This window comes from Paenibacillus alba (assembly GCF_013204855.1).
Lineage (GTDB): Bacteria > Bacillota > Bacilli > Paenibacillales > NBRC-103111 > Paenibacillus_E > Paenibacillus_E alba.
This window is the reverse complement of the sequence record NZ_JABMKZ010000020.1, coordinates 74,727-87,410: the sequence shown is the minus strand read 5'-3', so window position 1 is coordinate 87,410 and position 12,684 is coordinate 74,727. Positions and strand designations below refer to the sequence as shown.

The following is a 12,684-nucleotide window of genomic DNA, read 5'->3' as shown; positions in this document are numbered from 1 at the left end:
ATCAATCATTTACTGGAGGAATATCATGTTCCGGTTTAAACCTTCACTTCGTCTAACCTTGTCGCTGCTGCTTGCATTATTTCTGTTCACTTTACCCTTCAAGCAGATGGTTGAAGCCCATGCGTATAGCGCTGCTTATACGACACTTACGCTGACGAAAACGCAAACAGAGATGACTTATGCGCTAGATGAGTTATCCGTTATCGAGTTGGTCGGAGGCGATCTCAACAATAACCATATGATTGAGCAGGAAGAATTCGATGCGATGAAAGACAAGATTGAAGCGATGGTCAAGGAAAGTGTTACCTTGAAAATTAACGATCAACCGAAAGCTTGGACGAAAGTGGAGAGCTTTGTTCTTGATCGCAAAGGTGACGCAACAAAAGTGATACTCAAGGTGCTGTATCCGCCCGTGTCTGAAACGGATTCCATTTCATTGACGGACGTGCAGTATGTGAATGACATCAAAACTAATTATGTGAACTTGTTGGCCATCGTATACGGACCTCAAAAGAGTACTGCTGCATTATCCGGTAAAGACCGCAGTTGGCTTATGCTGATGACAGCTGACGAATACGCAACCTTGTATCAGGATATTGGGCACGCAGATAGTTCCGTAGAGAATCATACGCAATCGCAAGACAATGCAACTGCGAATTCGCAAGTGAACTCAGGATGGTTTTCGTTTTTCAAGTTGGGGATGCACCATATTTTATCTGGATACGATCATTTGCTTTTCTTGTTTTCGCTGCTGATTGCAAGACAGACGTTCAAACAATATGCAACGATGATTACGGCTTTTACGGTTGCTCACAGCTTAACGTTAACTTTAACCGTATTGGGAATTATTAATGTACCTGCTTACATTGTAGAGCCTGCCATTGCGCTTAGTATTTGCTATGTTGCCCTGGATAACATGATTCGCAAAAATGTCAGTCACCGCTGGGTGTTGACTTTCTTATTTGGTTTGATTCACGGAATGGGATTCGCCGACATTATGAAGGAAATGGTCATTCCTAAAAACGAATTGGCAGTTGATTTAATCAGCTTTAATTTGGGGATCGAAGCTGTGCAAATTTCGATTGTCGCTATATTATTACCGCTTCTTTATTTCTTCCATCGTTGGAAATTATCGAGACGGGCCGTTATTGCGGCGTCCGGCGTCGTGCTTGTGTTAGGCGGGATTTGGCTGGTAGAAAGGCTTGTCGCGTAATTATAAATAAGATTTATACCAAGAATAAGAGTAGGGGGAAGTTCCTTGCAAAATACGATCGTGCAGAAAAAAACGATGTGGAATAGCAATATGCTCGCTGGCCTTTGTCTGGCTTTTATTGCGCTATTATACTTCTTCTCTACCACTGCGCCGGGATCTCTCTTAAACAATCCGAAGTTGCAAATATTTAAGACGATGTTTATCAGCATCATTTTGGAAGCCATGCCGTTTATTTTGATTGGCGTGATCATTTCAGCTGTGCTTCAAGTGTTTGTATCTGATCAAACGATCCAAAGAATGATTCCCAAAAATCCGTTTTTGGGGATTATTACCGCCAGTATATTAGGGATTATTTTCCCGATTTGTGAATGCGGAATGGTTCCGGCTATTCGAAAGCTGATTGAAAAAGGCATGCCGTTGTATGTAGCAACAACGTTCATCCTGGTTGGACCGATTTTAAACCCAATCGTGTTCTGGTCTACTTTTGTTGCCTTCCGCTCCCATCCCGAAATTACGTATTCGCGTATGGGATTAGCATTTGTCGTAGCGCTGATCGTTGGATTAATCGTGTATAAATTCGTGAACCCGGATCAGCTAAAAGTGAAAGAGTCCGCAGAGCCGAAGCCGGTTAAGAAAACGCTAAAAACGGTACACAATCATGCGGCTGATCACCATCATAGCCATGACCATGACCATCATCAACCGCGAACGAATAAAATGGTGGAAATGATGGGCCACACAGTCATGGAATTTTTCGATATGGGCAAATTTTTGCTGTTTGGTGCGCTGCTTGTGGGTCTGCTTCAGACGTTTGTATCCAGAGATAATCTAGTTGCGCTCGGACATGGGCAGGGGAGCGCCAATTTATTAATGATGGGCCTTGGGTTTATTTTATCCCTTTGCTCGACTTCTGACGCTTTCGTCGCTCAATCTTTTCTGACTACCTTTTCGAAGGGTTCCCTTGTCGCTTTTATGGTTTTCGGGCCGATGCTGAATTTAAAAGGGCTTCTGATGATGTCGGCTGTTTTCAAGAAAAGATTTATCGTTTTACTTAGCGTTCTTGTCATTATTTTTGTATATGGGGGCACACTGCTCCTGGAAGGATTTATTCTAAAATAATTCATATCTACACGATCTTGGCCTGGAGGATGAGCTTTCTTATGATAAAAATAAATGCCGCCGTCATACACAACTTTTTAAGAGCGTTTATTTTGTTAGGTTTCGCGGCTTTAATTGTGTACTTAAAGATATCGGGAGAGATCCTTCTATATGTAACGCCGAAACTCACGATCTATCTAGAGATTGCCGCAGGAGGGCTTCTTATTGTTGGTGGCTTTCAGCTGTATATTTCGATCGTTTCACTGAAGAGACCAGTCATCGTATGCGATTGTAATCACGATCACGGACATAGTCACGAACTTCCGAGCTCATTAGGTAAAAATATCATTGTTTACAGTTTATTTCTCCTTCCTCTGGTGTTTGGGGCAGTCCTGCCGAATACCGCGCTTGCCGGTTCCTTGGCTCAAAAGAAAGGGATGAATCTAGGAGGCGTTTCACTTAATCAAAGTACGGCGCCGGCCGATTTGGTCGAACTAGATGGAAATGAAGATCCTGCTTTGAAAGAAAAGTTTAAAACTTCAATATATAATCGCGACTATGCTAAATTGGGTATGCTGCTTTATCAGCAGGATCAGGTTGAGATGAAAGACCAATGGTATATCGAAAAATTGCAGGCGCTGAATACGTTTGTAGACAATTTTCAAAGCAAGCCAATAAAAATTACGGGTTTTGTTTATCGTGAAGAGGGCATGCCTGATTCGCAGTTCATTATCGGAAGATTAGGCATGACGCATTGCATTGCAGATATTTCGCCGTATGGCATTATCGCGGAAACGGCTAATGCAGGTCAATATCCTAATGATTCATGGATTACTGTGACGGGAACCATCGATCAAACCACGTATCACGGGCAAAAAGTCATGAAAATTATGATCGATAAAGTTGATCTTGCGGCAGCGCCGAGTGTGCCTTACGTTTACCCGGATTGGGATTTCGCTGCTAAGTTGTAAGTTTAATTTTTTGGCTGGAGGGGTGATGGGATGCTGCTGACTGTTGGAAGCTTAATGATTATTGTGCTGTATACAGGTTATAATATTTTCTATTTATTTCGAACGAGAGATAAGCTAAAGGGGACGATGGGGTCCTTATTCGCCATCGTGATTGCGTTTATAGCAAGTGCAGCTTTTGGTGTGGTATCAGCGCAAGCTTATCAAACTAATATGGTAATTTCGATCGCAATAGCCGTTCTGTTTGCCGGCGTATCGGGTTTCCTCTCAGGTAAATCCAATGGTTTGCGATCTGTAATCAACGGTGTTTTAATCGGATGCCTTGGCGCGATGGCAGGTGAGCTGTTAGGTGTTATGCTGATGGCTTCGAATAAAGTTATTGTTGCGGCCGATACGGTATTTCTCATCTTTATGTTTCTTACGCAGAAATGGATGGAATGGCAATCGAATCGTGTTGCGCCAAAGACCAAGCCAGCCAAAGGCGGTAAAATTAAAGCCAAGCCTGCAGTTACATCTTACAAAGGTACAATCATCCTTGCAGCGGTCGTCGTTGTCCTCGGGGGCGGTATTCTGATGCAAAAAGATCATATTCCAATCGGGGTAATTGGCCAGCCTCAAACACAGATTGCTGCAATCGATGAAAAAAATGATCTTCAAATTGCCAACATTCAAGTGAATCGTTCAGGTCTAAGTCCTAAAAATACGGAATTTAAGTCGAAGCAGATGATCAAAGCAGTCGTCAATGTGGATGCAAATGCGGGAACAGGCTTGAAGCTAAAGTCACCTGTGCTAGGGATTAATGCCGATTTAAATAAAGGCGAGAATGTGTTCCTGATGAATAATCCGCAACCTGGGACCTATGAGTACACCGTGGAACCAGGCGGGTTAAAGGGTACTTTCACTGTTAAGTAAGAACAATGCGCATGAAATATACGTGTATAGCATGAAGGGCATTCCTTAGCGAATAGCCTTTTTTTTATTTTCAAATGTAAAAAATATAGTTTAACTAAATTTCAGGATTGTGACAGATTAATTTTCGATTAAATCTTATAACCTTAGAAAATTGCGTGAGAATAAAATGAAAGCGATATCTTTCTATAAAATATTGTAATGTTTAGTATTTACATATGTTCATCTATATCATATAATGATGTTGTGAAACAATGTTAATTATGAATTTTTCTTTATTTCAATATTTTGATAAGGAGGAGCTAATAACTAGGAATTGTAAGCGCTGTAATATCTGAAAATTTCTAAATGTGTGACTGATTTCATTAACGAATAGAGAGGGGCATTTACGAAATGAGTATGAAGAGAAAAAGTTGGGTTACGTCCTTGATGAGTGTTGTTTTGATTTCTATGTTTGTGACAGCATGTGGAGGCAATACGACTAGCAATACGGCTTCGAGCGCGGCACCAGCAGTAGACAAATCAACAACAACCCCGGCAGCGGGCAAAAAAAGCAGTCTAACCGTCGGGATGGTAACCGATATCGGTGGCGTTAACGACAACTCTTTTAATCAAAGTGCTTGGGAAGGTCTAAAATCGTTTGAAAGTCAAACAGGCGGCAAGGTAGATTACCTGCAAAGTCAAGGCGATGCTGATTATGTAACTAACTTGAATCAGTTCGTTAAGAACAAACGTAGTTTGATCTGGGGTATCGGCTTCATGATGGGCGATGCGATGAAGCAAGTCGCTGATGCCAATAAAGATTCAAAGTTCGCTATTATTGATGCCGTGGTGGATGCGCCAAACGTTGAATCCGTCACTTTTAAAGAAAATGAAGGCTCTTACCTGGTAGGGGTAGTTGCCGGCTTAATGACCAAAACGAACAAAATCGGATTTGTCGGCGGCGCTGAAATTCCGGTTATCAAACGCTTTGAACTTGGTTTCGTTGCTGGTGTGAAAGCGGTTAATCCGAATGCGAAGGTTGTTATTAACTACACGGGCGCTTTCAATGCACCTGACCAAGGGAAAGCTGCTGCTGCAACGATCTACAACGATGGAGCGGACATCATTTTCCATGCTGCTGGGTCTACGGGTGATGGCGTGTTTAATGAAGCTATCGAACGTAAGAAAAAGAATAAAGACATTTGGGTTATCGGCGTAGACAAAGATCAATCCGCAACTTTCGGTAATGACGTGACACTGACATCCATGATGAAACGAGTTAATGAAGCTGTCATTCGCGTATCTACGGATCTAGATAAAAATGATTTCAAAGGCGGTAAAGTTCAAGATCTGGGACTTGCTGAGAATGCGGTGGGCTTACCTGAGAAAAACCCGAATATCCCTGCAGATATTTTGAAGAAAGTGCATGAATATGAAGTGAAAATCGTAAACAAAGAAATTACAGTTCCTACGGCTAAATAATCAGTTCTTAACTCCTGACAAGGCTAGTTGGCTTCTTATAACTAGCCTTGTCACTCACATTAAAGTAAGCAAATGAAATGGGTGATATTCATATGCGGAATGATCAAACAGTTGTTGAAATGCGAGGAATAACGAAACGATTTCCTGGCATTGTAGCCAACGACTCAATAAGCTTCCAAGTGAAAAAGGGGGAAATTCACGCACTGCTTGGTGAGAATGGTGCAGGAAAGTCTACCTTGATGAACATTCTTTTCGGGCTCTATGAGCCTGATGAAGGCGAGATATGGATTAATGAGCAGAAAGTGAATATCAAAGATCCGAAGATAGCGATTGAATTGGGAATAGGCATGATCCATCAGCATTTTATGCTCGTTGAACCATATAGCGTCGTTCAGAATATCATTCTCGGCATGGAGCCTACCAAAGGCGTTACGATCGACTATGCACAGGCTGTTCGCAAAGTGGAGGAATTATCAGCCAAGTACGGTTTGCAAGTAGAACCGCATCAACTGATCAAAGATATTTCAGTTGGGATGCAGCAGCGCGTGGAGATTTTGAAAACGCTTTACCGCGGCGCTGACATTTTAATTTTTGATGAACCGACTGCGGTATTAACACCTCAAGAAATTAAAGAATTGATGCAAATCATGCGCAGCTTGGTGAATGAGGGCAAGACGATCATTCTTATCACACATAAGTTGAAAGAAATTATGGCTGTCTGCAGCGGAGTTACGATTATTCGCCGAGGTAAAGTCATCGACAGTGTGACGGTGAAGGATACGACGCCGGATGAGTTGGCTGCAAAAATGGTCGGTCGAAAAGTAAGCTTCGCTGTTGAGAAGCAGGATGCGAATCCAAGTGATGCATTCTTGAAGCTGTCGGGTGTCGAAGCATTGGATAATCGGGGAATTCTGGCCTTGAAAAACTTATCCTTTGAGCTTAAAAGGGGAGAAATTCTGGGTATTGCCGGTGTTGAAGGCAATGGCCAGAGAGAATTGATTGAAGTTATTACCGGATTAAGACGTGTGGAATCCGGAGAAATTCGAATTAAAGATAGACCGATTCATAACTTAAAGCCGCGTCAAATTTCGGAATCCAAGGTTGGCTACATCCCAGAGGATCGTCACAAAACAGGTCTTGTGCTTGATTTTACGGTAAGTGAAAACATGGTGCTTAAAAATTATTTTTACCCTGAATACAATAAAAACCTGTTTCTTAACTATGACAAAATCAATCAACATGCAGTAGATCTGATCTCCGAATATGATGTGCGCACACCTAGTGAAACAACGCCAGCGAGAGCGCTTTCAGGAGGTAATCAGCAGAAAGTGATTATTGCTCGGGAAGTCGACAGTGATCCCGATTTATTAATAGCTACGCAACCAACTCGGGGGCTTGATGTGGGAGCTATCGAGTTCATTCATAAAAAGCTGATTGAGCAAAGGGATAAAGGGAAGGCTGTGCTGTTGTACTCGCTGGAGTTGGATGAAATTATGAATTTATCGGATCGAATCGCTGTTATGTACGAAGGGCGGATTGTTGGTATTGTGGATCCGAAAAAGACAAGCGAGCAGGAGATCGGTCTAATGATGTCAGGCAGCAAATCGGAACAAGGAGAGGAGAGCGCATGAACAGGGTCATCAAATGGTTATTTAAAGAATCCTCGTTAATTTCTCTTATCTCCATTATCCTAGGGTTGTTTTTCGGAGCTATCATTATGCTCATCGGAAACTACAATCCTATCCAAGCATATGGAGCCTTATTCAATAAGTCATTCGGAGATTTGAATAGTATCGGTGAAGTCATTCGTCAAATCACACCGCTGATCTTTACCGGATTATCCGTAGCATTTGCTTTCCGTACGGGCCTCTTCAATATCGGGGCTGAAGGACAATTCATTATGGGCGCACTTGCTGCAAGTTTTGTCGGCATTCAGATGCACCTGCCATGGTACTTGCATATTCCTTTAGCGGTCATTGCAGGGGGAGTGCTCGGAGGATTATGGGGATCTATCGCTGGCTATCTGAAAGCCGTACGCGGTGTGCATGAAGTCATAACGACGATCATGCTGAACTGGATTGCCCTCTATTTATCCAATTTCTTTGTGAAAACGTTCCTGCTTGAAAAAGGACAAATGAGATCGAAGTTTGTGGATAAAAGTGCTTGGCTCTCCTCGCAAGGCTTATCCGAATTGTTCGGAAATTCAAGAATTCATTATGGTATTGTCATAGCTCTTACATTGGCCGTTTTGTTTTACGTGATTCTATGGAAAACGAAACAAGGGTTCGAGTTGCGGGCTGTAGGCTTTAATCCCGAAGCATCACAATACGCCGGTATCAGTGTCAACAGAAATATCATAAACGCGATGTTTATCAGCGGTATTTTTGCGGGAGTTGGCGGTGTATGTGAAGTATTGGGCGTATTCCATTATCAATCGGTCAACACGGCATTCCCGGGATACGGCATGATGGGGATAGCTGTTGCATTAATCGGCAGAAATACACCGCTAGGCGCTATTCTGGGTGCAGTCCTCTTAGGGGTTCTAACCTTCGGAGCATCGGGCATGAAGTTCGGCGCAGGCGTGCCGGAAGAATTGGTGAACATTGTCATCGCGCTCATTATTTTCTTCGTTGCTGCCAGTGGAATCGTAAAGTGGCTGTTGAAGTTATTTGCAAAAAGAAATAAGGAAGTGAGTAACCGTGCAAATCCTACAATTAGCAAGTGAATTGACGCACACAACCATCGTCTTTGCGACTGCACTGATCTTCGCTTCCCTCGGAGGCTTGTTTTCCGAAAGAGCAGGCGTCGTGAATATCGCTTTGGAAGGTATGATGACTGTGGGGGCGTTCACCGCAGCTATCGTAACTTATTTTGCAGAAACGCAGTGGGGCGGAGGGGGATGGTCACCATGGATTGGCTTTCTGGCTGCCATTATTGTAGGAACGCTGTTTGCTCTGCCTCATGCGGTTGCTTCTGTGACCTTCAAAGCGGAGCAAGTCGTCAGCGGCGTAGCACTCAACTTCTTGGCTATAGGGCTCACGATCTATCTGTGTAAAGTGTTGCTGAACGGTTCTGCACAAACGCCTACACTAAAGCATGTTTTCTCTAAGTGGGATATTCCTTGGCTCTCTAAGATTCCATATCTGGGCCATGCGCTCTTTAGCGCTTATCCAACCAGCTATCTGGCTTTTATTCTCATAGCAGTCGCAGCCTTCATTCTCTATAAAACGCCATTCGGTTTGCGGCTTCGTGCTGTAGGCGAGCATCCCAAAGCAGCCGACTCACTTGCGATCAATGTGCCAAAGATGCGTTACATGGCCGTTATGGCGAGCGGAGCATTAGCCGCGATGGGCGGTGCGGTTGTTACACTAACAACGACGAGCAATTTCTCACACAATACAATATCCGGTCAAGGCTATATTGCGCTAGCAGCATTGATTTTTGGAAAGTGGAGGCCAATATCGGGATTGTTCGCCGCATTGTTCTTCGGGGTTGCTTCCGCACTCAAATCCGTCTTCCAAGTATATGGCATTACAGACTACATTCCTGTCGATTTCATTTATATTTTCCCTTATGCGTTAACGATTCTGATTCTTGCAGGATTCGTCGGTCGAGCGGTTGCTCCGGCAGCCCTTGGGAAACCATATGAAAAAGGACAGAGGTGAAAAAGCTCATGCATGATGAGTTAATAGAAGCAGCAAGGGAAGCAAGATTAAAAGCGTATACACCGTACTCAGGATTTAAAGTGGGAGCGGCGATTAGGACGAAGAGCGGTAAGATCATCTCGGGTTGCAATGTGGAAAATGCGTCCTATGGATTATGCAACTGTGCAGAGAGAACGACACTCTTCAAGGCTTATTCGGATGGTGAAACGGAATTCGCAGCCATGGCTGTTATTGCAGATTCTGAGGGTCCTGTCTCACCTTGCGGAGCGTGCCGTCAAGTCATGTTGGAGTTGTGTGAAGGTTCGATGCCTGTTGTTTTAACCAATTTAAAAGATGATAGGCATGAAACAACAGTGGATGGACTGCTTCCGTTCGGATTCAAATTGCAGCAAGAATAAATCTCATAAGAATAGCAGGGGATTATAATGAAAGAAGTTATTCTTGCGTTTGCAGCGGGAGCATTTGTAGGAGTTGTATTTAAGTATATTCGTCTTCCGCTACCTGCTCCACCCGTATTTTCAGCTGTTATGGGTGTAATGGGCGTATATTTCGGCGGTAAGTTGGTAGAATGGCTGCATAAGGTTATCTCGTAAAATGATTGTCTTTTTTACAGATTCTCCTTATAATTATATTGAAATTATGTCAACTAGTGATGAGCAATATTTCAATATAACGTGTAAGGGGCGGAGAATTATGGGTGGAGAAAAGCTTGATAAAATCATTGATGCAGCCAGAATGTACTATCAACTGGACTATAGCCAACAGGACATTGCTAAGCATCTAGGGGTATCTCGCCCCACTGTCTCGAGGTTTTTGCAGCAAGCAAAAGCGGATGGCATAGTCCAAATCAAGATTATGGACCCAACGGAAAACAATGAGAATTTAGCAGCTCAATTAGAAGAACAATTTAAGTTGCAGAAGGTGATTGTTGTTTCGGTTCCTCAGTACGAGGAGTCCATCGTCAAGAAATATTTGGGAGAGGCTGCGGCGGAATTTTTGTATAAAGTCGTTAAAGACGGAGATACCATTGCGACTTCTTGGGGAACAACACTTTATGAAGTAGCCGTTAGACTGCAGAACAAGCATGTGAAAGATGTCGCTGTTGTTCAGTTGAACGGCGGTGTCAGCTATTCGGAGTACAATACGTACGCTTCGGAGATTATTCATCTCTTCGGCGGGGCGTATAACACAAATCCTCATCTCTTGCCTCTGCCAGCTATTGTCGATCATACCGTTGTTAAGCAGGCTATAGAAGCTGATCGGCATATTCGTAAAATTCTTGATATGGGCAAGCGAGCTAATATTGCTGTGTTCACGGTGGGTGTTCCCACGGAAGACTCTGTCTTGATGAAAGCCAATTATTTCTCCACTTCGGATCTGGAAGTTATTCATGAGAAGGGTGTTGGAGATATATGTTCCAGATTCATTGATCTGGAAGGCGTTATTTGCAGCGAAGAGTTGGACCGCCGCACGATTGGCATCGATTTGGTTGAGCTGAGAAAGAAGGAAAAGTCTGTCCTCGTCGCCGGTGGCGTAAAGAAAGTCGACGCGATTTACGGCGCTATTCGTGGAAAATACACCAATACGCTGATTACCGATCAATTTACGGCTAAATACTTGCTTGAATATAAGGTCTGATTGGAGAAAGTATGATGACGGAAGAACAACTGGCCGAGATTATCGGTCTGATGGTGAAAGATACCTTAGAACAAATGAGTTCGCAACCCCGTATTCCTATCGGTGTATCCAATCGGCATATTCACTTATCACCGGAAGCAGTCGAGAGACTGTTCGGTTCTAAGGATGCATTGACGCAAATGAAGGAGTTGTCTCAACCGGGACAATTCGCATGTAACGAAACGGTCACATTAATAGGACCGAAAGGTACGATTGAACGCGTTCGGATCCTTGGGCCGGCACGGGGTGAAACCCAAGTCGAGATCTCGCTATTCGATGGATTCACCTTGGGAGTAAACCCGCCGATTCGCGATTCGGGGGATATAGAGGGTACGCCTGGCATTATCATTCAGGGACCGAGAGGGCAGCTGAGGATAAGTAAAGGAGTCATTGCCGCCGCTCGTCATATCCATATGCATACTTCCGATGCTCAGCTGTTTGGAGTGAACAATGGAGATCGCGTCAAGATACAGGTTGATGGTCCTCGCGGTATGATCTTGGACAATGTCCTGATCCGGGTATCCGAGAAATATCGTTTGGAAATGCATATCGATCTTGACGAGGCGAATGCGGGCCATGTAAGAAATGGCCAAACCGGTATACTACTCAAGTAAGAAGTGAAGGAGAGGAACCATGAGCTTAGAGGAAACGGTTTCCAGAATCGTTCGCCAAGTCGTGAATGAGCTTCTTCTAAAGAAAGAAAAGCCTGCTGCTGCGGCCGTTCGCAAATCCGTTTTGATCGTTGTCGCAGACGAGCGCCATGCCGTGGAAGTGAAGCAGTTGATCTCTGACATCTCGGCAAGCACCCGGGTTATCGTTGCTTTCTGCGGGGATGCGCCGCTGCCTGTATATGAACCGGAACCCGAATTTAGCTATGAGCAAATTGTACTTGCCGGAAGCGACAGGTCTCGTTGGTCCGAAGCTGCCCAGCAAGCGGACATGGTGGTGCTTCCCATTCTTTCGATCGGTACGCTCGTCAAAATTGCTGCATTAATCGATGATGAACCGTCGTCAGGCGTTATTGTGAATGCCTTGATCAGCGGCAAAGAAGTTGTTGTATCCAGCAGTTATGTGCTCCCAACAGGAGTCAATAAACTGTCTGTTCCGCCGGCTATCCTTGACGTTGTTTCCGGCCATTTGCAGCAGCTTAGCAAGTACGGGGTTCATGTTGTGTACATGAAGCATTTGGCCGCCAAGGTGACGAAGCTCAGTCTAACACCACGCAGCGCCAAAAGGCCGCTCATTCATGCGAAGCATGTAAGAGACTGGGTGAATGAAGGTGAAACGGAAATTTCCCTATCTACTAATGTGCTTATGACGCCGCTCGCGAAAGAAGAAGCGAAATTGCTCGGACTTACATGGCGGCAAAGTCAGGAGGGGAATAAATGAACATTTGCCGGGTCATTGGCACCGTTGTTTCTACAACCAAAGATGAAAAACTTGTTGGCAAGAAGCTGTTGATTGTTGAACCGGTTGATATGGTTACGCAAGAACCGGATGGCAAACCATTTGTCGCCATCGATACGGTTCATGCGGGCAAAGGTGAAATTGTCATGACAGTAAGCGGAAGTTCAGCCAGACAAACGAAAATTACACAAGGCGTGCCTGTAGATGCAACGATCATAGGCATTATTGATACGGTTGAGCTGCACGGCAAGATCACGTTCAGTAAAAGTGAAATGAGGTGAAC

The 12,684-nt window shown here is 44.0% G+C and carries 14 protein-coding genes; all 14 read left to right on the top strand.

What is annotated here, in order from left to right; translation table 11 throughout:
* Nucleotides 1–25 precede the first annotated feature (25 nt).
* The 14 genes from HQN90_RS22935 to HQN90_RS22870 all read left to right on the top strand — a co-directional run bounded on the left by HQN90_RS22935 (nucleotide 26) and on the right by HQN90_RS22870 (nucleotide 12,682).
* Entirely contained in the window at nucleotides 26–1,213 is a 1,188-nt protein-coding gene (locus tag HQN90_RS22935) for a HupE/UreJ family protein (protein ID WP_173222999.1), read from the top strand.
* Nucleotides 1,214–1,258: 45 nt separating this feature from the next.
* Nucleotides 1,259–2,332 carry a permease gene (locus HQN90_RS22930; protein WP_246362781.1) on the top strand — a complete coding sequence of 358 codons (1,074 nt, stop codon included), beginning with the start codon at nucleotides 1,259–1,261 and terminating at the stop codon, nucleotides 2,330–2,332.
* Nucleotides 2,333–2,373: 41 nt separating this feature from the next.
* Entirely contained in the window at nucleotides 2,374–3,282 is a 909-nt protein-coding gene (locus HQN90_RS22925; RefSeq protein ID WP_173222997.1) for a TIGR03943 family putative permease subunit, read from the top strand.
* A 30-nt stretch (nucleotides 3,283–3,312) separates the two neighbouring features.
* Nucleotides 3,313–4,191: a hypothetical protein gene (locus HQN90_RS22920; RefSeq protein WP_173222995.1), complete on the top strand. Its 879-nt coding sequence runs from the start codon at nucleotides 3,313–3,315 to the stop codon at nucleotides 4,189–4,191.
* Between the two features lie 396 nt (nucleotides 4,192–4,587).
* Entirely contained in the window at nucleotides 4,588–5,652 is a 1,065-nt protein-coding gene (locus HQN90_RS22915) for a BMP family lipoprotein (protein WP_173223072.1), read from the top strand.
* Between the two features lie 92 nt (nucleotides 5,653–5,744).
* Complete coding sequence (locus HQN90_RS22910; protein ID WP_173222993.1) at nucleotides 5,745–7,283, top strand: ABC transporter ATP-binding protein; 1,539 nt, start codon at nucleotides 5,745–5,747, stop codon at nucleotides 7,281–7,283.
* Nucleotides 7,280–8,377: an ABC transporter permease gene (locus HQN90_RS22905; RefSeq protein WP_173222991.1), complete on the top strand. Its 1,098-nt coding sequence runs from the start codon at nucleotides 7,280–7,282 to the stop codon at nucleotides 8,375–8,377. The genes HQN90_RS22910 and HQN90_RS22905 overlap by 4 nt, the downstream gene beginning before the upstream one ends.
* Nucleotides 8,352–9,317 carry an ABC transporter permease subunit gene (locus HQN90_RS22900; protein WP_173222989.1) on the top strand — a complete coding sequence of 322 codons (966 nt, stop codon included), beginning with the start codon at nucleotides 8,352–8,354 and terminating at the stop codon, nucleotides 9,315–9,317. Before HQN90_RS22905 ends, HQN90_RS22900 begins: the two co-directional genes overlap by 26 nt.
* An 8-nt stretch (nucleotides 9,318–9,325) precedes the next feature.
* Nucleotides 9,326–9,715, top strand: coding sequence for a cytidine deaminase (locus HQN90_RS22895; RefSeq protein ID WP_173222987.1), 390 nt, complete (start codon nucleotides 9,326–9,328; stop codon nucleotides 9,713–9,715).
* A gap of 27 nt (nucleotides 9,716–9,742) precedes the next feature.
* Nucleotides 9,743–9,910 carry a XapX domain-containing protein gene (locus tag HQN90_RS22890; protein ID WP_173222985.1) on the top strand — a complete coding sequence of 56 codons (168 nt, stop codon included), beginning with the start codon at nucleotides 9,743–9,745 and terminating at the stop codon, nucleotides 9,908–9,910.
* 100 nt (nucleotides 9,911–10,010) lie between these two features.
* Nucleotides 10,011–10,955, top strand: coding sequence for a sugar-binding transcriptional regulator (locus HQN90_RS22885; RefSeq protein ID WP_173222983.1), 945 nt, complete (start codon nucleotides 10,011–10,013; stop codon nucleotides 10,953–10,955).
* Between the two features lie 14 nt (nucleotides 10,956–10,969).
* Nucleotides 10,970–11,608, top strand: coding sequence for a phosphate propanoyltransferase (pduL, locus tag HQN90_RS22880; RefSeq protein ID WP_420851074.1), 639 nt, complete (start codon nucleotides 10,970–10,972; stop codon nucleotides 11,606–11,608).
* 19 nt (nucleotides 11,609–11,627) lie between these two features.
* Nucleotides 11,628–12,383, top strand: coding sequence for a hypothetical protein (locus tag HQN90_RS22875; RefSeq protein WP_173222979.1), 756 nt, complete (start codon nucleotides 11,628–11,630; stop codon nucleotides 12,381–12,383).
* The gene (locus HQN90_RS22870) at nucleotides 12,380–12,682 is read left to right on the top strand and encodes a EutN/CcmL family microcompartment protein (RefSeq protein ID WP_173222977.1); all 303 of its coding nucleotides are present in this window, start codon (nucleotides 12,380–12,382) and stop codon (nucleotides 12,680–12,682) included. Before HQN90_RS22875 ends, HQN90_RS22870 begins: the two co-directional genes overlap by 4 nt.
* The last annotated feature ends 2 nt before the right edge of the window (nucleotides 12,683–12,684 follow it).

Bases quoted from the DNA above. Each gene is read 5' to 3' on its own strand.
- HQN90_RS22935 (WP_173222999.1), top strand. From the start codon at position 26: ATGTTCCGGTTTAAACCTTCACTTCGTCTAACCTTGTCGCTGCTGCTT.
- HQN90_RS22925 (WP_173222997.1), top strand. From the start codon at position 2,374: ATGATAAAAATAAATGCCGCCGTCATACACAACTTTTTAAGAGCGTTT.
- HQN90_RS22920 (WP_173222995.1), top strand. From the start codon at position 3,313: ATGCTGCTGACTGTTGGAAGCTTAATGATTATTGTGCTGTATACAGGT.
- HQN90_RS22915 (WP_173223072.1), top strand. From the start codon at position 4,588: ATGAAGAGAAAAAGTTGGGTTACGTCCTTGATGAGTGTTGTTTTGATT.
- HQN90_RS22910 (WP_173222993.1), top strand. From the start codon at position 5,745: ATGCGGAATGATCAAACAGTTGTTGAAATGCGAGGAATAACGAAACGA.
- HQN90_RS22905 (WP_173222991.1), top strand. From the start codon at position 7,280: ATGAACAGGGTCATCAAATGGTTATTTAAAGAATCCTCGTTAATTTCT.
- HQN90_RS22895 (WP_173222987.1), top strand. From the start codon at position 9,326: ATGCATGATGAGTTAATAGAAGCAGCAAGGGAAGCAAGATTAAAAGCG.
- HQN90_RS22890 (WP_173222985.1), top strand. From the start codon at position 9,743: ATGAAAGAAGTTATTCTTGCGTTTGCAGCGGGAGCATTTGTAGGAGTT.
- HQN90_RS22885 (WP_173222983.1), top strand. From the start codon at position 10,011: ATGGGTGGAGAAAAGCTTGATAAAATCATTGATGCAGCCAGAATGTAC.
- pduL (WP_420851074.1), top strand. From the start codon at position 10,970: ATGACGGAAGAACAACTGGCCGAGATTATCGGTCTGATGGTGAAAGAT.
- HQN90_RS22875 (WP_173222979.1), top strand. From the start codon at position 11,628: ATGAGCTTAGAGGAAACGGTTTCCAGAATCGTTCGCCAAGTCGTGAAT.
- HQN90_RS22870 (WP_173222977.1), top strand. From the start codon at position 12,380: ATGAACATTTGCCGGGTCATTGGCACCGTTGTTTCTACAACCAAAGAT.